The organism is Serratia entomophila (assembly GCF_021462285.1).
Lineage (GTDB): Bacteria > Pseudomonadota > Gammaproteobacteria > Enterobacterales > Enterobacteriaceae > Serratia > Serratia entomophila.
On record NZ_CP082787.1, the window covers coordinates 2,467,207 to 2,489,492 of the forward strand.

Consider the following 22,286-nt stretch of genomic DNA (forward strand, 5'->3'; position numbering starts at 1 on the left):
CCCCCTTAATACATTATCATTGCTCTTGATTCTTTCCCTGTGGTTTGAAGGAGGCCGGCTGCAATCAGGCAGGTTCGGCGCAATGTTTCCATCCTAAAAAACCATGCAGCCATCCGGCTTACGGCAGGTTAAGCGCGGCGTCGCCAGAGCCGAAAAACGGGTAAGGAAAATCTTATTTGCAGGTTGACACATAAGCATTTCTTAAGATAACCTTGAAAATGAGAATCATTAACGACACTGAATGTTGGCGATATGAAATCAACACCTTACCCCTGCGTATTGACCCCATGGGCACGTAACCGCAGCTTGACCCTCCTGGGATCTCCCTGAGCCAATAGGGCGACAGCCTGTCGCTCCCCGGCATTAAATCGGCGTATAACGCCCCCCCATTACTTCGTATTAACGCGAAGGGTCTTTTTATTCTCAAAAATCAATTATCTTCTGGGCATATAACATGGAGTGTAAAATGTTAGTTAAAAAAAGACTGAGATTAGCGCATTACGTTTTCCTTGGATGTTACGGGCTTTCCGCCGGTAACAGCGTTGCCGCTTATCATGAGCAGGGGCTTATCGGTTCGCCACAGAGTTGGCGCTCCCCCGAGTTCAATCGGCAATGGGGGCTGAGCGCCATTTCGGCCGAATATGCTTACGCCAGAGGCTATACGGGAAAAGGCATTGCCATCGGCGTAATCGATAATGCCATTCTCGGCCACCCCGAGTTCAATGGAAAACTCACCAGGTTGGATAACGGGGAGTACCATTTTTCATACGACAAGAAGAGTGGGCGCATGTCGTTCGGCGATCATGGCACGCATGTGGCGGGGATTGCCGCGGCGGGCAGGGACGGCGCGGGCATGCACGGCGTCGCCTTCGATGCGACGCTGATAAATGCCAAGCTGAATGAGTACGGCAATCGCAACGGCAGAGAGGAGCTTATTCAAACTAACGCCAGGGTGATAAATAACAGCTGGGGTATTCCGCCCGCCATCAACAAGGACGCCAAGGGCAATATTATTTGGTTGTCTAATGGTTCTCCCGATTATGTGGCCTATAAAGAAGCCGATGTTCTCAATGAGGTGCTGAGAAATAAAAACGATGTCAGAAGACAAAGTGAAAGGCCGGTGCCGGAGGGCGGGCAAAACGCGATGGCGACCCTGCTCAGAGCGGCAAAGCAGGGCAAGCTTATTGTGTTTTCCGCCGGAAATTACAACAATTACAACATCCCGGAAGCCCAAAAATCCATTCCCTACGCCTTCCCTGAATTTTTGAATCACTATCTGATCGTCGCCAACCTCAGCAATAACGACATGCTGCACCAGTCCTCGACCCGCTGCGCACATGCGGCCAGCTATTGCGTTTCCGCGCCAGGCGCCGATATCTACAGCACCACCGGCAAGCTGGTATCCAACACCGGGGGCAAGGTCACCAGAGCTGCCTACGATAATGGCGAGCTGTCGCTGAATGCCGGCTATGGAAATAAAACCGGCACCTCGATGGCGGCGCCTCACGTCTCCGGCGCCGCTGCGGTATTGATGCAGCGCTTTCCCTATATGAGCGCCGATCAAATAGCCAACGTGATAAAAACCACCGCCACCGATCTGGGCACTCCCGGCATAGATAAAACCTTCGGCTGGGGAAAACTGAACCTGAGGGACGCCATCAACGGGCCAAAAATGTTTATTACTCAGGATGATATCCCACAGGCGTTGTACGTTCCCGGCTCCTACGCTGAAACGCAGTTTGTGGCGAATATTCCCGGCATCGGCAGCATGGTGGAAGCCGGCACCAGGGCAGCGCGGCTGTGCGACCAGCGCGAATGCGGGTTCGATGTATGGAGCAATGATATCGGCGGCCACGGCGGGCTGACCAAAATAGGGGACGGCACGCTGGCGCTGTCGGGCAACAATAGCTACCGGGGCGATACGCGGATCGCACAGGGGACGCTGGCGATTAACGGCTCGGTGGTTTCAAACGTCTACGTCGAGAACGGCGGCACCTTGCAGGGCGGCGGCACGGTAAACAGCTTCAGGGCGCAACCGGGCGGCAGCGTGGCGCCGGGCAATGGCATCGGTACCCTGCGCGTGTTAAACGACGCCATCTTCGATAAAGGCTCGCAGTATCAGGTCGAGGTGGGGCAAAGCGGCCATAGCGACAAAATAGAGGTGGATGGGCGCGCCATCATCAATGGCGGCAAGGTTAACGTCCGCCTGGAAAACAGCCCAAACCTGCTGTCCCAAAATGAAGCGCAAAGTCTGCTCGGCAATAAATATACCCTGTTGACGGCCGCTGCCGGCGTGGTCGGTCGTTTCGACCATGCTTATCCCGACTATAAATTTATTGATATCGCTCTTAGCTATCAGGGGAATGACCTTGGGTTGGGGATATATCGCTCGGCGGAGAAATTTGAAAGCCTGGCGGAGACCGATAATGAAAAAGCGGTAGCCCGTGCGGTAGAAGAGCTGCGTGCCCCTGCGCCGGTGGCGCAAGCTGTCGATATTTCGGCGGTGGAGCCGGCGGCCACGGAAAGCGAGGATGAAAGCGGCTATGCGGCGATATCTACGGAGGAAAAGCTAAGTACCGTCAATAATTCGGTGTATGAAAGCTTCCTGGGCTTTACCTCGGCCAGCGAGCTGCAACAGGCGGCGCGGCAGCTGTCCGGCCAGATCCACGCGGACATGGCGGCGGCGCAGCTTAACGAAAGCCGCTATGTGCGTGATACGGTCAACGAACGTCTGCGTCAGGCGGAAGGGTTGTACACCTCTTCGGAGATCAAATCCGATGACAACGGCGGCGCCTGGGCGAAGCTGCTGGGCAGTTGGGGGCATGCCTCAGGCAATGACAACGCCATCGGCTACCAGACCTCCACCTATGGCGTGCTGCTGGGCGCCGATACGGATCTGAATAACGACGTCAGGCTCGGGGTGATGACGGGCTATTCACGCATCTCTCTGGACGGTGGCTATCAATCGAACGCCCACAGCGATAACTATCATCTGGGGCTGTACGGCAGCAAAGCGTTCGGCGCGCTGGCCGTAAGGGCCGGTGGGGCCTATACCTGGCACCGCATCGATACCTCACGTTCGGTGAATTACAATCTGCAGTCGGATACGCAGCGGGCCAGGTATCATGCGCGCACCGAACAGCTGTTCGTTGAAGGGGGCTACGGCGTCTCCGGCGAGGGGGTGAATCTCGAACCTTTCGCCAACTTGGCCTATGCCAATTACCGCAACGGCGGCATGTCAGAACAGGGCGGCGCAGCGGCGCTGCGCGGCAACAGGCAAAGCCTGTCCGCCACTACCTCGACGCTGGGGCTGCGCGCCGATAAACAATGGGGCGATGAAAGCCTGGCGGTTGCCCTGCGGGGCGAGTTGGGCTGGCAGCATCAATATGGCAAGCTGGAGCGCAACGCTCAGCTGATGTTCAAAAGCGCCGATGCCGCTTTTAACGTCAACAGCGTGCCGGTTTCTCGCGATGGCGCGGCGCTGAAGGCGGGAGTTGACGTTAGGGTCAACAACGCGGTGCTGACCCTGGGCTATGGCGGGCAATTGTCCAAAAATCATCAGGACAACGGCGTCAACGCAGGCTTGACCTGGCATTTCTAAAGGCGGCCGCCGACGTAGTCACGCATAAAAAAAGCCCCCGTCACGATGACGGGGGCTTGTCGTTTATGCATTTCGCCCGGGCTTATTTATCCAGCGCATAGGCGATGACGTAGTCACCGCGGTCCGGCGACTGGCGTGCGCCGCCGGCGGAGATAACCACATACTGTTTGCCGGTGGTCGGCGAGACGTAGCTCATCGGCGTGCCGCCGCTGCCGACCGGCAGACGCGCTTTCCACACTTCCTTGCCGGTAGAAGAGTCGAACGCACGCAGGTAGTAATCCTGGGTGCCGGCGATAAACACCAGGCCGCCCTGGGTCGCCAGCGTGCCGCCCAGCGTCGGCATGCCGACCGGCATCGGCGCGCGCATTTTGATGCCGAACGGCCCGGTGTCTTGCACCGTGCCGGCCGGAACCTGCCACACGACCTTCTGGGTTTTCATGTCGATAGCCGAAAGCGTGCCGAACGGCGGCTTCTGGCAGGGAATGCCCAGCGGCGACATAAAGCGGTTCTTATTGACCGCATACGGCGTGCCTTTCAACGGCACCGCGCCCATGCCGGTATTCACCGACTCGCCGCCGTTGCTGGCCGGCGCGTTGGCGTCGGTTTTCTGCGGGATCATCTGCACCCACAGGCCGAGGCGCATATCGTTGGCGAAGATGTAATGGTTATTCGGATCGGTCGACAGGCCACCCCAGTTCATGCCGCCCAGCGAGCCGGGGAAGCTGAGAGAGACGTCGGTGTCCGGTGCGGTGAACAGGCCGTCATAGCGCATCGATTTGAAGCTGATGCGGCACATCAGCTGATCGAACGGCGTGGCGCCCCACATATCGGACTCGGTGAGCTTATCGGCGCCAATCGACGGCATGCCCACGGAGAACGGCTGGGTCGCAGAGTACTGCTCGTTGGGGATGTTGCGGGTTTTCACCGGCAACTCTTTCACTTCGGTCAGCGGCTTGCCGGTGTGGCGATCCAGCACAAAGAGCTGCCCGGTCTTGGCGCCGATCACCAGCGCCGGCCTGGTGGTGCCGTCCTTCATCGGGAAGTCGATCAGGCTTGGCTGCATCGGCAGGTCGAAGTCCCACAGATCGTTATGCACGGTCTGATAAACCCACTTCTCTTTACCGGTGGTCGCGTCAAGCGCCAGGATGGAGGCGCCGTATTTGTGGTCCAGCGCGTTGCGGTTAGCGCCCCACAGGTCGACCGACGAACTGCCCATCGGCAGGAACACGGTGTTCATCGCCGGATCGTAGGACATCGGCGCCCAGGAGTTCGGGGTGCTGCGCACAAAGGTCTGGCCCGGTTGCAACGCCGCATTCGGCTCCGGGTTGCCCGGATCGAACGCCCAGCGCATTTCACCGGTAATGACGTTGAAACCGCGCAGTACGCCGCCCGGCATGTCGGTCTGCACGTTATCGGCCACGCGGCCGCCGACCACCACGGTGGTGCCGGCCAGGGTCGGTGCAGAGGTCAGCTGGTATTTCGGATCCGCCGCGTCGCCCAGACCGGCTTTTAAATCAACCACGCCGTTATGGCCGAAGTTCTGGCAAAACTCGCCGTTATCGGCGTTGATCGCCACCAGACGCGCGTCGATGGTGTTCATCAGAATGCGGCGCTGGCAGCTGTCGCCGGCGGCCAGGGCGACCGGCGCGGCAGGGGTGGATCCCGGCACGGTCGGCTGCGGCAGCGGCTTGTTCACGTCAAAATAGGCCAGGCCGCGGCAGCGGTTCCATACCTGGGATTTGGCGTTGATTTCGCGCTTCCAAATTTCTTTGCCGCTGTCGGCGTCGACGGCGATTACGTTGTTGTGTGGGGTGCACAGGAAGATGCGGTTGCCTATCTGCAGCGGCGTTTGCTGGTCTTCCGCGCCGTTGCCGTCCGGGCTGAGCGGGGTATCGCCGGTGTGGAAGGTCCAGGCGACCTTCAGATCCCTGACGTTATCGCGGGTGATCTGGTCCAGCGCCACGAAACGGCTGCCGCCCGGCGTATTGCCGTAGTTGTCCCAGTCTTTTTGCTGTTTGGCTTTCTCTACCGGGATCAGCGGCAGCTGAGTGCCGCTGAAGGCGACGGTCGGGTGCGGCTGGAACGTCTGAACCAAGGCGCCGACCATGCCGACGGCCAGCAGCGCCGAGAACAGGTAAGACGGCTTGGCCAGCGGCGCTTTGCCTTCGCGCTTGCGCAGGGCGGGCCAGGTGAGGAATGCCAGCAGCATCAGGCCGGTTGGCACCATCAGGCGGGAAATCAACGGCCAGAAATCAAAGCCGGCGTCGAATACCGACCAAATCAGCGTGCCGATAAACACCAGCAGGAACAGCGATACCGCCGAGGATTTGCCGCGGAAGAATTGAATGGCGGACAGCAGGGTGACGATGCCGGCAATCAGGAAGTAGCTGCTGCCGCCGAGCGAAACCAACTTGCCGCCGGCGATGGCGAAGAACAGGCCGGTCGCCGCCAGGATGATCCCTAACAGGCAACACCATAGCTTAAGTTTTATACCCGGTCGGGTAATTGAATCAGACATATTCTGGCATTCTCCGAAAATAATGTTTCTGGCTTTTGCTTTCAAAGCGTCATCGCCGCCCGGCTTATCGCTAAGCCAGGCAGGCAACACAACCCTGAATAACGAGGATTGTACCATTTGATTCATTGAGTGGTTAAGGATATGTTGCTGCCGAAAATGTTTGTTGCGATTATTTTAGATGAAAGTAAAAATTCGGCGCTGCCAGCGCTGCAATTCTTGCTGCGACAGCTGAGGCAAATGCTCCGCCAGAAGACTGTTTTCACAGCTGTTTTCCCGCGCCAGCCGCAAGGCGTCGCCATTGCGCTGCCGCAGGCTTTGCGCCAACGTGGCTTTCGCCCGTTCCCACTCTGCTGCGCCTAATTGGGCGAGCACAGACTGCTGCTGACGTAAAAACTCGGCGGTAAATTGATTCAGTTGTTCAATGGTGAACCTGGGTGACTGTAACGCAAAGAAAACGCCCTCGACGTCCGCACAGCGGTGATAAGCGCATTGCACCACGTAACCGATGTTCTTTTCGACGCGCAGCTGCTGGAAATACTGCGGGGCATAAAGCTGCGCCAATAGCCGTAATGCCACCCGCCCCGCGGCGGTTATTTCCGGCAGCGGGAAGAATAGCAGCAGCGCGTTTTCCGCACCGCGTTCCGCCAGGCTGACCGGCGCGCCGGCCAGGCTCTGCGCCAATGGCGCAGCGGCAATCAGCGGGTAGGGGAAATCACTCAGCGAATGGGCCAGTTGCTGCCGCAAAGCCTCACCGCCGCCGAACAGGCTGGCCTGCCAGCGCACCTCGTCTGCGGGCTTGCCGCTCAGCGCCGCCGGCAGTTGGCCCAGCAGACGGCGAATGGCGATGTCGTTTTGTTCCCGCTGCCGGGCGCGCTGTTCCATCCGTTCCGCTGCGCGCATTACGGCGGGGGAAAATGCCGACAGCGCCTGATTGATGGCGTTAATACCGTAATGCATCAGGGCGTCGTCCCCGGAAAGCTGCAGCAGCCAGACGCCCTGAAAACGTTCAAAGCTCAAATGACCGTCGTGATGCGCCAGCGCCGCCGCCGTTATACGCAGCGCCGTCTGCAGGCGATAACCCTGCGCCTCGCTGAGCGGCGTTGAAGGCGAAGGGCGCAGCTGCAGCACCGGCTGCGGCTGGCCTGGCGCCAGATGCTGCAGAGGCGCGCGGCTGGCGGGCAGCGGTGCGGGCTGCGGCAACGCCATCGGACGGAAGAAATGAAAATGCGCGGCGCGCGGTTTTTGGCCGATCGGAACGAACGGCACAAGCGTTAACGGCAATCCCTGAACTTCTGCGCTTTCGCCGCCGACCTCTTGGCGGGTGAGCAAACGGCTCAGCGGCGCTTGTTGCAATGCGGCAAGCTGCTGCGGCCATTCCCCGGCCTCCTGTACCGGCGGCAGGCCAAACGCCCGTTCCCGCAGCTGTTCGAGCGGCGCCAGGCGCGCAAAGGCCAGATTCGCCAGCCGCCGATAATGCGCCAATTGCGCTTGTGTCAGGGTGCTCAACTGCCGCAGCCAGCTAAACAATGCCGCCTCTACGGCCGCCGCTTCCTCCGCCGTGCCCTGATTGAGGCTAAACGCAAAGGTCAGCAGTGCGCATTGTTCGCCATAGCGGGCATGAATCAATCTCACCTCATCGCCATATTCCTGCGCCCGCAGCCAGGCCAGCAGGCTGCCGGGCGCCTCGTCCTGCAGCAGGCACTGCAATAAGCGCAGCCAACTGCGTCGGGCGGCCGGAGCCTGATTTAACGCCAGCGTCAGGCGCAGCTGCGGCGCTCCGGGCAGGGCCAGGGCATAATCTCCCCGAGCGGCGAGCGCGACGGCCGCGCCCGGAGGGCCAGCCGGTTCAGCGGGGAGGCGTGAGGCCAGTTGCCGCGCCAGACGGCGCAGCTGCGCCAGCGGCTGTGGCCCCTGCAGCCACAGCGTCATGTTGGCCGCGCCGTAATGTTGCCGATGATATTGCCGCAGGGCGTGCTGCAGCGCGGCGGCATCTTCGCCAAAGGCGGCGCGGTTGCCGATATGAAAACGATGCAAGCCGAACGCCTGGCGCTGCGCCGCTTCGCACAGGGTCTCGGCGTCCGTGCGCAGCAGGCGGTACTCGGCATCGATGATCCCGGCTTCCTGCATTGCCGCCTCCGGCGCCAGCAGCGGGGCGCTCAGCATATCGATTAGCCGGTCCGTGCCCGCCCCGAGCTGCGCTGCGTCCACTTCAAAAAAGAAAGCGGTCTGCATCGCCCGGGTAGTCGCGTTCAACCGGCCGCCGTGGGCAGGTACCCAGCGCATCAGGCCGTCTTCGGCGGCAAACGCCTCGCCGCCGCGAAACAGCATATGCTCCAGCAGGTGCGCCAGACCGGGCCAGGCCTGCGGTTCTTGCAGGCTGCCCGCCTCGATGCGCATCAAGGCGGCGGCGCGCCCGGCGGCGGGATCGCTGATCAACCTGACGCGCAGCCCGTTATCGAGACGCAGCGAGGCGGTGCTTTGCTGCATGGCTTATCCCTTGAAGATCAGCTGCGAGTTGGCGCGGTTGCGAAAGCGCAGCTGATCGATGCCGATCTGCGTGCGGTTGGCCGCTTCGCGCGCCGCCAATATGGTGCCGTGGTGCGATGATTTGGAGCACACGGGATCGGCGTTGTCGGCGTCGCCGGTCAGCATAAAGGCCTGGCAGCGGCAGCCGCCGTAATCCTTTTCTTTCTCCGGGCAGGAGCGGCAGGGCTCCGGCATCCACTCGTAACCCCGATAGCGGTTAAAGCCGAACGAGTGGTACCAAATATGCTGCAGATCCTGCTCCAGCACCGACGGAAACTTCACCGGCAGCTGGCGGGCGCTGTGACAAGGTAACGCCATGCCTTCCGGCGTCACGCTCAGGAATATCGCGCCCCAGCCGCCCATGCAGCCTTTCGGGCGTTCTTCATAGTAGTCCGGGGTAACGAACAGCAGGTTGGCCAGGTTGCCGCCCGCGGCCATTTTTTCACGGTAGTGTTTCACCACCTGTTCCGCGCGGGCTATCTGCTCGCGGGTCGGCAGCAGGCCTTCACGGTTCAGATGCGCCCAGCCGTAGAACTGGCAGGTCGCCAGTTCTACGTCGTCGGCGTCCAGCTGGATCGCCAGCTCAATGATGCGGTCGATCTGATCGATGTTGTGCCGGTGCAACACAAAGTTGAGCACCATCGGATAACCGAGCGCCTTCACCGCTTTGGCCATCGCCAGCTTTTGCTGGAACGCCTTGGCGGAACCCGCCAGGGCGGCGTTCAGCGTTTCGTCGCTGGCCTGGAAGCTGATCTGGATATGGTCCAGCCCGGCGTCGGCGAAGGTTTGCAGCTTTTTCTCGGTCAGCCCGATGCCGGAGGTGATCAGGTTGGTATAAAAACCCAGATCGCGCGCGGCGGCGATCAGCTCAGGCAGGTCTTTACGCACCAGCGGCTCACCGCCGGAGAACCCCAGCTGGACGCTGCCCATCGCCCGCGCCTGGCGGAACACCTCGATCCACTGCTCGGTGGTCAGCTCTTTTTCCTGCGCGGCGAAGTCGAGCGGGTTGGAGCAGTAAGGGCACTGCAGCGGGCAGCGATAGGTCAGCTCCGCCAGCAGCCACAGCGGCGGGTTAACCGCAGGCGCGGCGCTTGGCTCAGTCACGGAAAATCACCCATTTTTGTTCATAGGCGCGCTGGAAGAACTCCAGCACGTCTTCCGCTAACCCGTCGGCGCCGGGAAAGCGCGCGTTCAACTGCGCGATAATGCCGTTCAGGGTCGCTTTGCCGTCGACCAACTGCAGGATGGCGGCGGCGCTGTCATTCAGCTTGGCCATGCCTTCCGGGTAGAGGATCACATGGCTGTTTTGCACCTCTTCCCACTGCAGGCGGTAGCCGCGGCGGAATAGCGGGGTTTGTTCAGGGTTCAGCGTCATTACACCAGCCTCTGGTTATGCCATACCCGCGCATCGGTCACGCTGTGGTAAGGCGGGCGATTTAGGGTATAGGCCATGCTCATGGCGTCCAGCATGCTCCAGAGAATATCCAGTTTGAATTGCAGGATCTCCAGCATGCGCTGCTGTTTCTCTGCGCTGTCGCAGTACTCCAGCGCCAGCGCCAGCCCGTGCTCCACGTCGCGGTTAGCCTGGCCCAGGCGGCTGCGGAAATAGTCGTAGCCCGCCGCATCTATCCACGGGTAATGCTGCGGCCAGCTGTCGAGACGCGACTGGTGGATCTGCGGGGCGAACAGCTCGGTCAGCGAACTGCAGGCCGCTTCCTGCCAGCAGGCGCGGCGGGCAAAGTTAACGTAGGCGTCCACCGCAAAGCGCACGCCCGGCAGCACCAGCTCCTCAGAGAGCAAGGTTTCGCGTTTCAGGCCCACCGCCTCACCGAGGCGCAGCCAGGCTTCGATGCCGCCTTCGCTGCCGCCGTAGCCGTCGTGATCCAAAATGCGTTGCACCCATTTGCGCCGGGTTTCCGGCTGCGGGCAGTTGGCCATGATCGCCGCGTCTTTGATCGGGATGCTGGTCTGATAATAAAAACGGTTCGCCACCCAGCCCTGGATCTGCTCAGGGGTAGACTCGCCGTTGTGCATGGCGATGTGATACGGGTGATGAATATGATAATAGGCGCCCTTGGCGCGCAGCGCAGCTTCGAACGCCTGCGGTGAGAGTGGCTGTGGTGTCATGCTGGTTACCTAGAGTTCGATGTTCATCCCGTCCCAGCTTACTTCGATGCCGGCGTCGGCCAGGCTTTGGCGCTCGGCGGAGTCTTCATCGAGGATCGGGTTGGTGTTGTTAATGTGGATCAGAATTTTTCGTTTGGCCGGCAGGCCGGCGAGCAGCGCCGCCAGGCCATGTTCTTCCGCCAGCGCCAGGTGGCCCATGTCTTTACCGGTATTGCGGCCAACGCCGGTATCCGCCAGCTCGTTGTCGCGCCACAGGGTGCCGTCGATCAGCAGGCAGTCGGCGCGCTGCAGCCAGGGGAGCAGGGTCTCATCCGGTTCACCCAGCCCCGGGGCATACAGCAGGCCAATGCCGCGCGTCGCGTCTTCGATAAACAGCGCTACGTTGTGGCCCGGCAGCGGACGATGGCGGTATTGGGAATAGGGCGGCGCATTGCTCAGCAGCGGAATGGCGGTAAAACGGATGCTCGGGCAAACCGCCACCTGGAACGGCTCCAGCGGCGTGACCGGGTGATGAACCAGGCCGCCATTCCAGTGCGAAAGCATGGTAAACAGCGGGAAGCCGGTACTCAGATCTTCATGCACCTCATGAGTGCACCACACCTGGTGCGGGCAGCCCTCACGCAAATTGAGTAAGCCCGCGCTGTGGTCGATCTGGCTGTCGGTCAGAATGATCGACCCTATGCCGGTTCCGCGCAGCACCTCGGGGTTATTCAATTCAGGCGAAGCGAGCAGCTGGTGGCAAATGTCCGGGGACACGTTGCACAGCACCCAGTTTTTACCGTCGTCGCTGACGGCGATGGAGGATTGGGTACGACGCGAGGCTTTTATGCTGTTGTTGCGCACCCCCTGACAATTTTTGCAGTTGCAATTCCATTGAGGAAAACCACCGCCTGCAGCGGAGCCGAGAACTTTTATCTGCATGTGTAGACCAGAAAAGAGGGAAAGAAATGCCCGCGCGAGAGGCGGGCAGACAGGCGATTAACGGTTGGAAATGTACAGCGTAACTTCCAGCCCCAGACGCAGGTCAACAAACTCTGGTTTAGTCCAAGCAGTCATAGCGGTGCTCCTGTTGTGTGAATCAAGGTGTGTCCAGCCAAATGAGACCTAATCGCATTCAGCCGTGATGATGTTGGCGAAATGTGACGGAGTTCGCAACCTTTAAAGGGTAAAAGTTTTATTCACCCCAGCTTGCCGCCAGCGTTCTGCGCCAGTTGCGCCAGGCCAGCTTCTCCAGCAACGGCTCCTCGAACCCCGCCTGCGACAGCGCCTGCATCAGCAGCGGCAGGCCGCCGACGTCGCCCAATGGCGCCGGAACGTTCACCCCGTCGAAGTCGGAACCGAAACCAACGCGATCTTCACCAAGTCTAGCGATCAAATACTCGATGTGTTTAACAATTTCTGTTAAAGGCGTCGTGGCGCTGTCGCGTTTACCGTCGGCGCGCAAAAAGGCGGTGCCGAAGTTAACGCCGACAAACCCATCGCTTTGCGCGATGGCGGCCAACTGCGCGTCGGTCAAATTGCGCGGCTGTGGGCATAGCGCGTGCGCGTTGGAGTGGGTGGCGACCAGCGGCGCGCGGCTGAGTTCGGCGGTCTGCCAGAAGGCTTTTTCGTTCATGTGCGAGACGTCGATCATGATGCGCCGGCGGTTGCAGGCGGCAATCAGCGCCAGGCCGGCCGGCGTCATGCCCGCGCCGGTATCCGGCGTGCCGGGGAATGGCCCGTTGACCCCTTCGCCAAAGGCGTTTGGCAGGTTCCAGAACGGCCCGATGCTGCGCACGCCCAGCGCATAAAAATGATCCAGACGCGCCAGCCCGGCGTCCAGCGCGCCGGCGCCCTCGATGTGCAGCACCGCGGCAATCTGCCGGTTGCGCCGGCACTGTTCAATCTCGTTTACCGTGCGGCAAATTCGCAGCTGCCCCTGAGAGGCCTGTTCCAGCCTGTATAGGATGGCGATCTGCGCTTCGGTGATGGCCACAGGATCGAACGCCGCCTGTGCTTGCGCTTCGCTCTGGTTTCTGACCTGGGCGATATAGCTCACCGGCGGTATAAAAACCGCAAACAGGCCGCCGCAGAAGCCGCCGCGCCGCATGCGCGGGAAATCCAGGTGGCCGTTCTCTACCCGGGTGTAAAATGCGCTGACCGGCTCGTCGGCGTGCTCCAGCCACAGCTTGAGCAACAGATCGTTATGCCCGTCGAATACGGGCGCTGGGGAAGATGGCGTCATAGGCATGCACGCAGAGTCAGGTTGAATGCCATTATGTTCGCCGATTGAATGGCGGCGGGCAAGCCTTTGGGGCCATGCCTGCCCTGAAAACTTCTGGCTGGCGTTCACCAGAAGAGGCGGAAGGCGCAGCATTTGCGCTTATAACCTGCACCGGACGCCTTTCCTCGTTTAAGTGGACAGGCTAGTATGTGAACATGACTGAACCCGATCTCAACTTACTCATCGCACTCGATGCGCTCCTGGCTGAAGGGAGCGTGGTCGGCGCGGCGCGCCGTCTGGGGTTAAGCGCCTCGGCCATGAGCCGCACCCTGGGCCGGCTGCGAGCGGCAACCGGCGATCCGCTGCTGGTGCGGGCAGGGCGCAATATGGTGTTGACGCCTCATGCCGAACAGATACGCGAGCGCACCCGCCATGCGCTCTTTGAAGCCTGCGCCGTGCTTCGCCCCTCGGCATCTGAGCTGGATCTCGCCACGCTGGAACGCACTTTTACGATCCGCGCCAACGAAGGCTTTGTCGAGACGTTCGGCGCTGCGCTGATCGCCGCAGTCGCCGGGGTTGCGCCTTCGGTGCGTCTGCGCTTTGCCCCCAAGCCGGAGAAAACGCCGATACCGCTGCGTGAGGGGCTGATCGATCTCGAAATCGGCGTTCTGGGGGAGATGGGGCCGGAAATTCGTTTGCAGGCGCTATTCCGCGATCGCTTCGTCGGCGTGGTGCGCAGGGGGCATCCGCTCGACGGCGAGGCTCCGGTATCGGTTGAGCAGTATGTGTCTTTCGGGCACGTCGTCGCTTCGCGCCGGGGGAGGACCACCGGCCCGGTTGACGAAGCGCTGGCCGAGCTTGGGCTGCAGCGCAAGGTGGCCGCCGTGGTGCCAAGCTTCCCGGCGGCGTTGGCGGTTGCCGAGGCATCGGAGCTGGTGGCGCTGGTGCCGGCCTCATTCCTGGCGGGGCAGCCTGCCGCCGCGCTCTGCAGTTTCGAGCTGCCGGTGAAGGTCAGGGGAATTACCGTATCGCAAATGTGGCACCCGCGTTTGGAGGCCGATTCGGCGCACCGCTGGCTGCGGCAGCTGATGCTGAGCGTCTGCCGCCAACGGGGGCTGGATTAAGAGCGGCGAGTCACGAGAGAAATAAAAAAAGCCGATAACCATAGCAAAGTTATCGGCTTTTTTGTGCGGAACGTTACCGGCAGATTACGCCGCCGGCAGCTCCACTGCGGTGCGTTCGACCAGCGCCAGCAGCACTTTGATGTCTTCCAGCGTTACCGTCGGGTTCAGCAACGTCATCTTCAGGCAGGTGACGCCGTTAGACTCGGTTACGCCGACGTTGGCGCGGCCAGAGGCCAGCAACGCATCGCCGATGCGCTGGTTGACAAAGGCCACCGCCGAATTGCCGCATTCCGCCAGGCGTGGCGGGTTAAAGCGGAACAGCACGCTGGCCAGCTGCGGCTCCATCACCAGCTCCAGCGAGGGCCGATCGGCGATGTAACGCGCGACCTGCTGCGCCAGGGTTACGCCGTGATCGATGATCTCGGCATACTGTTTTTGCCCCAGCGCTTCCAGGCCCATCCACAGCTTCAGCGCGTCGAAACGGCGGGTGGTCTGCAGCGATTTGGACACCAGGTTAGGCACGCCCTGAGCTTCGTCGAACTCGGAGTTCAGGTAAGCCGCCTGATAGCGCATCAGTTCGTAGTGGCGAGCTTCTTTCAGCAAGAAGGCGCCGCAGCTGATGGTCTGGAAGAACTGTTTGTGGAAGTCCAGGGTAATGGAATCCACCAGTTCGAGACCGTCCAGGTAGTCGCGGTATTGCTCGGACAGCAACAGCGCGCCGCCCCAGGCCGCATCCACATGCACCCAGATCTGATGTTTCGCCGCCAGGGTGGCGATGGCGCGCAGCGGATCGATGGCGCCGGCGTCGGTGGTGCCCGCCGTCGCGACAATCGCCAGGATCTGTTCGCCATTGGCCTCGGCCTGCGCTACTTTTTCGGCCAGATCGTCGAGATCCATCCGCGCGCACTGATCGGTTTTCACCAGGGTGACGGATTGATAACCCAGCCCCATCAACGCCATGTTCTTCTGCACCGAGAAATGGGCATTTTCGGAACACAGTACCTTGATTTTTCGCAGGTTTCCGGTCAGCCCGTCCTGCTGGACGGAGTGGCCCCGGCGGGCGAAGAAGGCGTCGCGCGCCAGCATCAGGCCCATCAGGTTGCTTTGGGTGCCGCCGCTGGTGAACACCCCGGCGTCGCCGGGCTGATAACCGACCTGGGCGCGCAGCCATTCGATCAGCTTCATCTCGATGATGGTGGCCGACGGGCTCTGATCCCAGGAATCCATGCTCTGGTTGGTGGCGTTAATCAGCACTTCGGCGGCCTGGCTGATCACCAGGCTCGGGCAATGCAAATGCGCGACGCACTGCGGATGGTGCACCGACAGGCTGTCTTTTAAAAAGTACTCGATGGCGCGTTCAATAGCGGCCTGGTTGCCCAGGCCCTGCGGGTTGAAGTCCAGCGTAATGCGCTCACGCAGTTCAGCAACGGTTTTGCCCTGATACATCTCGGGCTGTTGCAGCCACTGCACCACTGCCGCACTGCTTTGCGCGATCGCCTGGCGGTATGCCTCGGTGCTTTGCGCCGAGGCCGCCAGAATAGGGTTTAACTTGGTCATTACGACTCCATTCAGACCGGCTTGACGCCAGCGGCCAACAGGGCGTGTTCAAATTTATCCAGGAAAATGCCCAGTTCGTCATTGGTGATCAGCAGGGAAGGCAGCAGGCGCAGCACGCAGCCGTTACGGCCGCCTCGCTCCAGAATCAGCCCGGCTTCGAAGCATTTTTTCTGCAGCAGCGCGGACAGCTGGCCATCGGCTGGGTGGCAGCCCATGTGATCCTGCGCTTCGTCCGGCTTCACGATCTCGATGCCGATCATCAGGCCCAGACCGCGCACGTTGCCAATCACCGGATAGCGTTTTTGCAGCTCCGCCAGGCGGGCCTTCAGCCATTCGCCCTGAGCGGCCACTTTCTCGGCGACCTGATGTTCTTTGAGGTGCTTCAGGGTGGTCAGGCCGGTGGCCATCGCCAGCTGGTTGCCGCGGAAGGTGCCGGTGTGGTGGCCAGGCTCCCAGGCGTCGAACTGTTTCTTGATGCCCAAGACCGCCAGCGGCAGGCCGCCGCCGACCGCTTTGGACATCACGATGATGTCCGGCTCGATGCCGGCGTGTTCGAAGGCGAACAGTTTGCCGGTGCGGCAGAAACCAGCCTGAACTTCATCGACGATCAGCAAAATGCCGTGTTCCTGGGTCACTTTGCGAATGCGCTGCAGCCACTCGGCCGGCGCCGGGTTCACGCCGCCTTCGCCCTGGACCGCTTCCAGAATGACCGCTGCAGGTTTGCGCACGCCGCTTTCGACGTCGTTGATCAGGTTTTCAAAATAGTAGGTCAGGGCCTTGACGCCGGCCTCGCCGCCGATGCCCAGCGGGCAACGATACAGGTGCGGGTAAGGCATGAACTGCACCTCCGGCATCATGCCGTTGACCGCTTCTTTCGGCGACAGGTTGCCGGTCACCGCCAGGGCGCCGTGGGTCATGCCGTGATAGCCGCCGGAGAAGCTGATCACGCCGGTGCGGCCGGTGTGTTTTTTCGCCAGCTTCAGCGCGGCCTCAACCGCGTCCGCGCCGGAAGGGCCGCAGAACTGCAGGCAGTACTCTTTGCCCTGGCCAGGCAGCAGGGAAAGCAGGTAAGCGGAGAACTGATCTTTTAACGGGGTGGTAAGATCCAGAGTATGTAACGGCAAGCCGCTGGTAATGACATTTTGGATGCTTTGCAGTACGTCAGGGTGGTTATGTCCAAGAGCCAGCGTTCCTGCGCCGGCAAGGCAATCAAGATATTGATTATTCTCAACATCCGTGATCCAAACGCCCTGGGCTTTCGCAATCGCCAACGGCAATTTGCGTGGATAACTCCTAACATTCGACTCAAATTCGGCCTGTCTTGCCAAATAGGTTTCATTGTTTCCATTTAATGAATTCGCAACTAAAGTATCAATACGGACTTTATCCGTCATCATATCTCTCCTACAACCGGGGGTTATCAGAACGCCCTGGTTGAATTAATTGAATTAAAAAGTAACTGGCCTGTGAAAAACGCGTCCAATATATGGCTTTTTGAGGGGGTACTCAATAGCTTATTTTGTTTATATTTGTTTGATTTTTTTCTATGCCAATCAATATGTTGTTGATTTGTTAACCGTTAGGCCCATCGGCGCTGAGTAACAGGGCGTTAACAAGGCACAAAATCACCCTGGGCCGCCAGGCTGGCGGTGGCTTAATCCATTTATTATTAAGATGAATTTTCTATTAATAGCGGTAATAGAAAATAAAGATTCATTCTTGCTCATCTGCCAGCTAAAGCCATAATGGCGATATACACAATATTTGTGCTGGATAAGAGCGCGGCCATCGTTTGGTTTTTCCTTTCCACCGGGCTGGGAGACGGATTTGCGGGCGATGCCGCCGATGCCTATAGCCATGATTTATTCTCGGGTATTCAGCATAATCGCGGGGGGATCCCGCGACACATGTTAACGACGTAGCGGGTTAAAACGGGCCGGCCGGTAGCTTTCTGGGATATCCGGGTTGTTGCCGGCGGCCAGTTCTTCGCTAGCCATCCTGCCGATGGTGGCCGCGCAGGTGACGCCGGGATGCATGGCCGCCACGTAAATGCCAGGCATATCATCAATAAACCCCATGACGGGGCGCCCGTCCTGCGGCACCGGCCGCTGCGCTACCGACTGGCTGAGCAGAGAGGCCGACGCCGTTCCGCGCAGCCGGCTTTTTATCGCCGCAAGGGTTTCAGACGCCAGCGCGCCGATATCGCCGCTTACCGGGTAATCCTCCGCCGCCAAAAGGTTCCCACAGCGATCGTGGCGAACCTCCAGATCATCGCCCGAAATAAGGGTGTTCACGACGGGGGCCGCAACGCGGTACCGCAGCAAGATAGCCGGTGAGGCCTCGATCGGCAGTGAAACGCCGAGGGTGCTCAGCAGCGGGGGGATACCCGTTCCGCAGGCAAGAACGATGCAATCTGCGCCCAATGCGCCTTGCGGCGTAGTGATGCCAACAATCCTGGCGCCTTCTTTGATGAACCCGGTGACAGGCGTCTGCGTTTTCAACAGGGCGCCGAGGCTGCAGGCCTTGTCCAGCAACGCTCGGGTAGCGTCCGCCGGCTCAACGGCGCCATCCCGATTGGCATAGTGCGCGCGGGGCGGCGGGGCGTTCATCGCCGGTTCAAGCTGCGATATCTCCGACCGCGCCAGCATCTGCCCTCCCTGCTGAATCTCCGGCGCATTGGCGCCATAACTCAGGGCGCCTGTCCAACGCACCTTGAGCTCAGGGATTTCTTTTTCCAGCCGATGCCAGTCGTCTACTGACGCGTGGCGGAGCAGCGCATCCGGCGCATCGTCACACACCGTGGTGTGGAGCCAGCCAAAAGCGCTGCCGGTGGCGCCAGAAGCCGGGTGATCTTGTTCGATAACGGTCACTTTTATGCCATGGCGGGCCAAGTGATAAGCAATTGATGCGCCGATAACGCCCGCGCCCACAACAATCATATGTTTTACTGTGGCAGACATACCAACTCCTGCGTAAATGAGTGGCCTGACTATCCCACAAAAAGCGAATTAATGCAGGTGGCTGCGCCATTTTGCCGGTTGACCGACGGAAAACTTAGGGGAAGGGGAAGGAGACGCCGCTTACAGGTTCAGCCGGTGCGGTAATATGAAACAATATGTATTCTCACTCGCAGAGGCTGGCAAAAATACAGATGCACATACCCGCGATGAAAGCCTTCATTTTTCAATCAGGCAAAAAAAACCCCGGGTCAACGGGGTAAATGGCTTCTCATATTGCTTTTTTATTGTTCGTTGATGTTATATTGGCACGCATTGGTTGTAAATTTTACGAATCCTAATTTATAGAACAAAACCTCGATGGTTACTTTTGATAAATCATTTATTTTAATGATAAATAACGATTTTTTCTTTTTTCATTTTTTGTGTGAATATTTAAATTCGCGGCACAATACTCTCGTTGCGCATTAAATAACCATAAATGGTGAGCAATTTAATGTAAGCAATTCTCCATAAAGAGACTTGAAAATATATTTCCGATGCGGGTTAATGTTTTTTATTCAGGAAAGCAATCAGAAAAAAAAGGGGGGATATCTCCCCCCTGGTAAGCAGATTGTTATTACGCGTAGTGCAGGTTATTCACCAGCTCGGTATGAGTGCCCCCAACCAACATCACTACGGTGTCATTGTTGTCCAACTGGTGGTCGTTGTTTTCATCCACAATCAGGAAGTGGTTGTTATCAACGCTCGAGACCCCAACTTTGGCGCTCAATGCATTGTTGTTCAAGCCCAGTATCGCTCCAACGAAGCCGCTGAACAGGGTGCCGGTGAACAAACCAATGGCGTCAACCAAAGCCTGGCCGGTTTTGCTGCCGTAATCCGCCACCTGGGTGCCGCTGGTGGTGTTGGAAATCAGCAGGTTGGATTTTACATCCAGAACGCTGTCATTCAGATAGTTGAAGTCTTTGATGGTCACCGCCGATTGCGAACTGCTGGAGACGATCTTATACAGATCGTTGCCGCCGTTGCCGGTAATGGAGGTGTTGTCGCGAACGCTGAAGGTATCATTGGCCGCGGTGCCGGTGATGTTGATGTTGTCCCCGGTTAAGCCGAACAGGGAAGTGAAAATCGGGCCGAACGGGAACAGATCGATAAACTGCGCGATGGCGCCTTCACCGGTGCCGCTGATGTTGGCCGTGATATCCACCCCGCCGGTATTGCCGCTGGCGTCGATGGTGCGCACGTTGCTGTAGCCGCTGCCAACGGTCAGATCCAGCAGGTGATCGCCGGTGACGTTAACGGCGGTGACCTGCGTGTTGGTGCCGGTGAGCGCCAGGTGATTCTCAAAATTGCCGGAACCGCCCGACGCGATGTTCACCGTGCTCAGCGCCGTGCCGAACAACGCGCTGCTGCTGCTGTTCAGGCTGACGGAGCCGGCGTTGACGTCGCTGCTGCTGGTCGCGGTGAAGGCGATATCGAACTTGTTAGTGGCGTTCTGCACGAAAGTGAAGTCAAGGCTGCTGGCTGCGGTGGCGTTGCCGGTCACTTCCAGCTGCGCCACGGTGCCGCCGGCAACGTTGATCACTTTTACCGCATCCGCCAGGCCGGACAACACGAAGCCCTGAGTGCCAACCACCGAAGGCGTTGCCGCCTGGGTGATGGAGCCGCCGTTGGTGCCTTCAACCGTTGCCGTGCCGTTAAGCACGCCGAAGTCGAAGGTATGGTTGGCGGTAGTCACTGCAGCGGTTGTTGGGTTGCCGAACAGCGGGGTGGTGACCAGGGTGCCCACCGACTTGCCGATATACCCAGCCAAATCGACTTTTTCAAAGCTGGTGAACTGGCTGGCGTCGCTGGTGATGGTGCTGCTGCGTACGCCCAACGCATTTTGGTTGGTGACCACGGATTTGGTGATGAAGTTGGCGGAGAGCACATCGGTGCCCGCACCGCCGTTGCCGCTGATGCCTGCGCCGACGGTGTTGGCGCCGTTAGCGGCCGCGTTGCCGGCCCACTTCAACGTATCGTTGCCCGCGCCGAGGTTGAAGTCGCCGGTGCCGGTATTGACGGCGGCGGCGGTCGTCACGATGACGTCATCCGAACCCGAGCTGGCGTTGAGGATCACGTTGGCGTTGTTTACGCTGATGTCCACGCCTGGGTTTACGCCGTTATCGGATAAGTTGACCGTCGACGCGCTGCTGCCGTTGATGGTCAGATTGGCCAGATGATCGGCGAACTTCAGATTCACCGTGGTGGCGGCGTTCGCATTCAGAACCGCATTGACCAGCACGGCGGTTTCCGCATTGCTCAGCACGTGGCTGGCGCCGGTATTGACGGCGCCGGTGGCGTTGCCGTTCGCCGCGGAAGCGGACAGGGTAGCCGCCGTTTTGTAGGTCAGGCTGGTACCGATGTCATACTCAAAAGCGTGCTGTTGCGTTACGGTGACCGCGTCCGTTGCGGTGGAAGTGCGCAGATCGTTGATGATGGCGGTAGCGATCAGCGCCTTGTCCGAGCCCAGAGCGGCATATTTCGCCAGCTGCGTGCTGTTGGCCGCCACGCCGTGCACATCGGTGTAAACGTGCTGGATATAGTCATTACCGGTCAACTGCGCGCCTTTTTTCTGGAACTCGGCGGAGGTGATCAGCTTGGCCGTCAGCGAGTTCAGCGTATGGCCGTCTTTGGTCAGATAGCTGCTCCAGTCATCCAATCCCTGGGCATCGACATTGCGATCGGGGATCGCCAGGAATACCGAAGCGACCTGTTCCTGTGCCGCCAGACCGGCAATCACACCTACCGCATGCGGCGTGGTGTCATGCAGGAACTGTTGCTGCGCCGCTGTATCGCCTGCGGCCACGGTACCGCGCAACGCGGTGATAATATTGACCAGCAGCTGACCTTTATCCCCACCGCCTGCCAGGAAGCTGGTGTAGGTGCTGAGTTCCGCGCTGGTCGGTGCGCGGCCATAGCCCTCGTTGAACACCAGGTTAACCAGGGCGTCGTTGCTCAAGGCTTTCAGGGCAGGGCGATCGCTGATGAATTTGCTCGCGACCTGCGCAAAGGTCTGCGAGCCGGCATTGATTTGGCTGCCGAGGGTGTTAACGGTGCTGGTGACAGGATCGATGCCCACCAGATAGTAGAGCGCCGTTGCGTCGGCAACCCCGGCGGCACCGCCAGCGACGGAATATGAAGGGTAAAGAATGGCGTTAATCTGCTGGTCGTAATGGCTCTGCGAGCTCAATGTGCCGGCGTCAAAGCCGCTGTAGGTCAGCAGATTGTTGACGATGGTGGTGATGGAGGTTTCCAGGCTGTTGCTTGCCAGCAGGCCGGCAAGATAGCCGGCGGGCGCCGAGGAGCCGTAAGTGGCGGTATAAATGCTGCTCAGCACGTCTAAATCGCTTTTGCCGCCATACAGGCTGACGCCTGCGGCTGAACTCAGCAGTGAGTCCACATAGCTTTCTGCCGAAAGCGTGCCTTTTTCAATGCTGTTGCCGATGCTGTCATAGGTTGTTGCAGACGCGCTCTGACCGAGAACAGACAGCAGTAAGGCCGCAGCCTCTTTTTGGTAATTAAGAGATGCCATAAGTAAGATGTCCCATACAGGTTATGAGTATGTCATTCGCCGTCATGCAAGACGGCAATTAATTTTTAATAAATTAAACAAGACTGTAGTTTATGACGT

The 22,286-nt window shown here is 59.5% G+C and carries 15 protein-coding genes; 2 read left to right on the forward strand and 13 right to left on the reverse strand.

Annotated features, from left to right (window positions below):
- The first annotated feature begins 466 nt into the window (after positions 1-466).
- Entirely contained in the window at positions 467-3,601 is a 3,135-nt protein-coding gene (locus tag KHA73_RS12135; protein WP_234591128.1) for an autotransporter outer membrane beta-barrel domain-containing protein, read from the forward strand.
- 82 nt (positions 3,602-3,683) lie between these two features.
- On the opposite strand, the gene KHA73_RS12140 is transcribed toward KHA73_RS12135, so the two are convergent.
- From KHA73_RS12140 to KHA73_RS12175, 8 genes are all read right to left on the reverse strand, one after another.
- Positions 3,684-6,119 (reverse strand): glucose/quinate/shikimate family membrane-bound PQQ-dependent dehydrogenase, encoded by a 2,436-nt coding sequence (locus tag KHA73_RS12140; protein WP_234591129.1) that lies wholly within the window; start codon positions 6,117-6,119, stop codon positions 3,684-3,686.
- A 174-nt stretch (positions 6,120-6,293) separates the two neighbouring features.
- On the reverse strand, positions 6,294-8,606 hold the full coding sequence (pqqF, locus tag KHA73_RS12145) for a pyrroloquinoline quinone biosynthesis protein PqqF (RefSeq protein ID WP_234591130.1): 2,313 nt from the start codon (positions 8,604-8,606) through the stop codon (positions 6,294-6,296).
- 3 nt (positions 8,607-8,609) lie between these two features.
- Positions 8,610-9,749 (reverse strand): pyrroloquinoline quinone biosynthesis protein PqqE, encoded by a 1,140-nt coding sequence (gene pqqE / locus KHA73_RS12150; RefSeq protein WP_234591131.1) that lies wholly within the window; start codon positions 9,747-9,749, stop codon positions 8,610-8,612.
- Positions 9,742-10,020: a pyrroloquinoline quinone biosynthesis peptide chaperone PqqD gene (gene pqqD / locus KHA73_RS12155; RefSeq protein ID WP_234591132.1), complete on the reverse strand. Its 279-nt coding sequence runs from the start codon at positions 10,018-10,020 to the stop codon at positions 9,742-9,744. The genes pqqE and pqqD overlap by 8 nt, the downstream gene beginning before the upstream one ends.
- Positions 10,020-10,772, reverse strand: a complete 753-nt coding sequence (gene pqqC, locus KHA73_RS12160; protein ID WP_234591133.1) for a pyrroloquinoline-quinone synthase PqqC — start codon at positions 10,770-10,772, stop codon at positions 10,020-10,022. Before pqqC ends, pqqD begins: the two co-directional genes overlap by 1 nt.
- Before the next feature lie 9 nt (positions 10,773-10,781).
- Complete coding sequence (gene pqqB / locus KHA73_RS12165) at positions 10,782-11,693, reverse strand: pyrroloquinoline quinone biosynthesis protein PqqB (protein WP_234591134.1); 912 nt, start codon at positions 11,691-11,693, stop codon at positions 10,782-10,784.
- A gap of 57 nt (positions 11,694-11,750) precedes the next feature.
- A complete protein-coding gene (pqqA, locus tag KHA73_RS12170) occupies positions 11,751-11,828 on the reverse strand; it encodes a pyrroloquinoline quinone precursor peptide PqqA (RefSeq protein ID WP_234591259.1) in 78 nt (25 codons plus the stop codon).
- A 118-nt stretch (positions 11,829-11,946) separates the two neighbouring features.
- On the reverse strand, positions 11,947-12,996 hold the full coding sequence (locus KHA73_RS12175) for a dipeptidase (protein ID WP_234591136.1): 1,050 nt from the start codon (positions 12,994-12,996) through the stop codon (positions 11,947-11,949).
- 194 nt (positions 12,997-13,190) lie between these two features.
- On the opposite strand from KHA73_RS12175, the gene KHA73_RS12180 reads away from it, so the two are divergent.
- On the forward strand, positions 13,191-14,099 hold the full coding sequence (locus tag KHA73_RS12180) for a LysR family transcriptional regulator (RefSeq protein WP_234591261.1): 909 nt from the start codon (positions 13,191-13,193) through the stop codon (positions 14,097-14,099).
- A gap of 84 nt (positions 14,100-14,183) precedes the next feature.
- On the opposite strand, the gene KHA73_RS12185 is transcribed toward KHA73_RS12180, so the two are convergent.
- The 5 genes from KHA73_RS12185 to KHA73_RS12205 form a co-directional block, all read right to left on the reverse strand.
- Positions 14,184-15,656: a pyridoxal phosphate-dependent decarboxylase family protein gene (locus KHA73_RS12185; protein WP_234591138.1), complete on the reverse strand. Its 1,473-nt coding sequence runs from the start codon at positions 15,654-15,656 to the stop codon at positions 14,184-14,186.
- 11 nt (positions 15,657-15,667) lie between these two features.
- Entirely contained in the window at positions 15,668-17,050 is a 1,383-nt protein-coding gene (locus KHA73_RS12190; protein WP_234591139.1) for a diaminobutyrate--2-oxoglutarate transaminase, read from the reverse strand.
- Positions 17,051-17,281: 231 nt separating this feature from the next.
- Entirely contained in the window at positions 17,282-17,515 is a 234-nt protein-coding gene (locus KHA73_RS12195; RefSeq protein ID WP_234591141.1) for a hypothetical protein, read from the reverse strand.
- Between the two features lie 51 nt (positions 17,516-17,566).
- On the reverse strand, positions 17,567-18,616 hold the full coding sequence (locus tag KHA73_RS12200; protein WP_234591143.1) for an NAD(P)/FAD-dependent oxidoreductase: 1,050 nt from the start codon (positions 18,614-18,616) through the stop codon (positions 17,567-17,569).
- Between the two features lie 616 nt (positions 18,617-19,232).
- Positions 19,233-22,187 carry a beta strand repeat-containing protein gene (locus KHA73_RS12205; RefSeq protein ID WP_234591144.1) on the reverse strand — a complete coding sequence of 985 codons (2,955 nt, stop codon included), beginning with the start codon at positions 22,185-22,187 and terminating at the stop codon, positions 19,233-19,235.
- Positions 22,188-22,286: the final 99 nt, after the last annotated feature.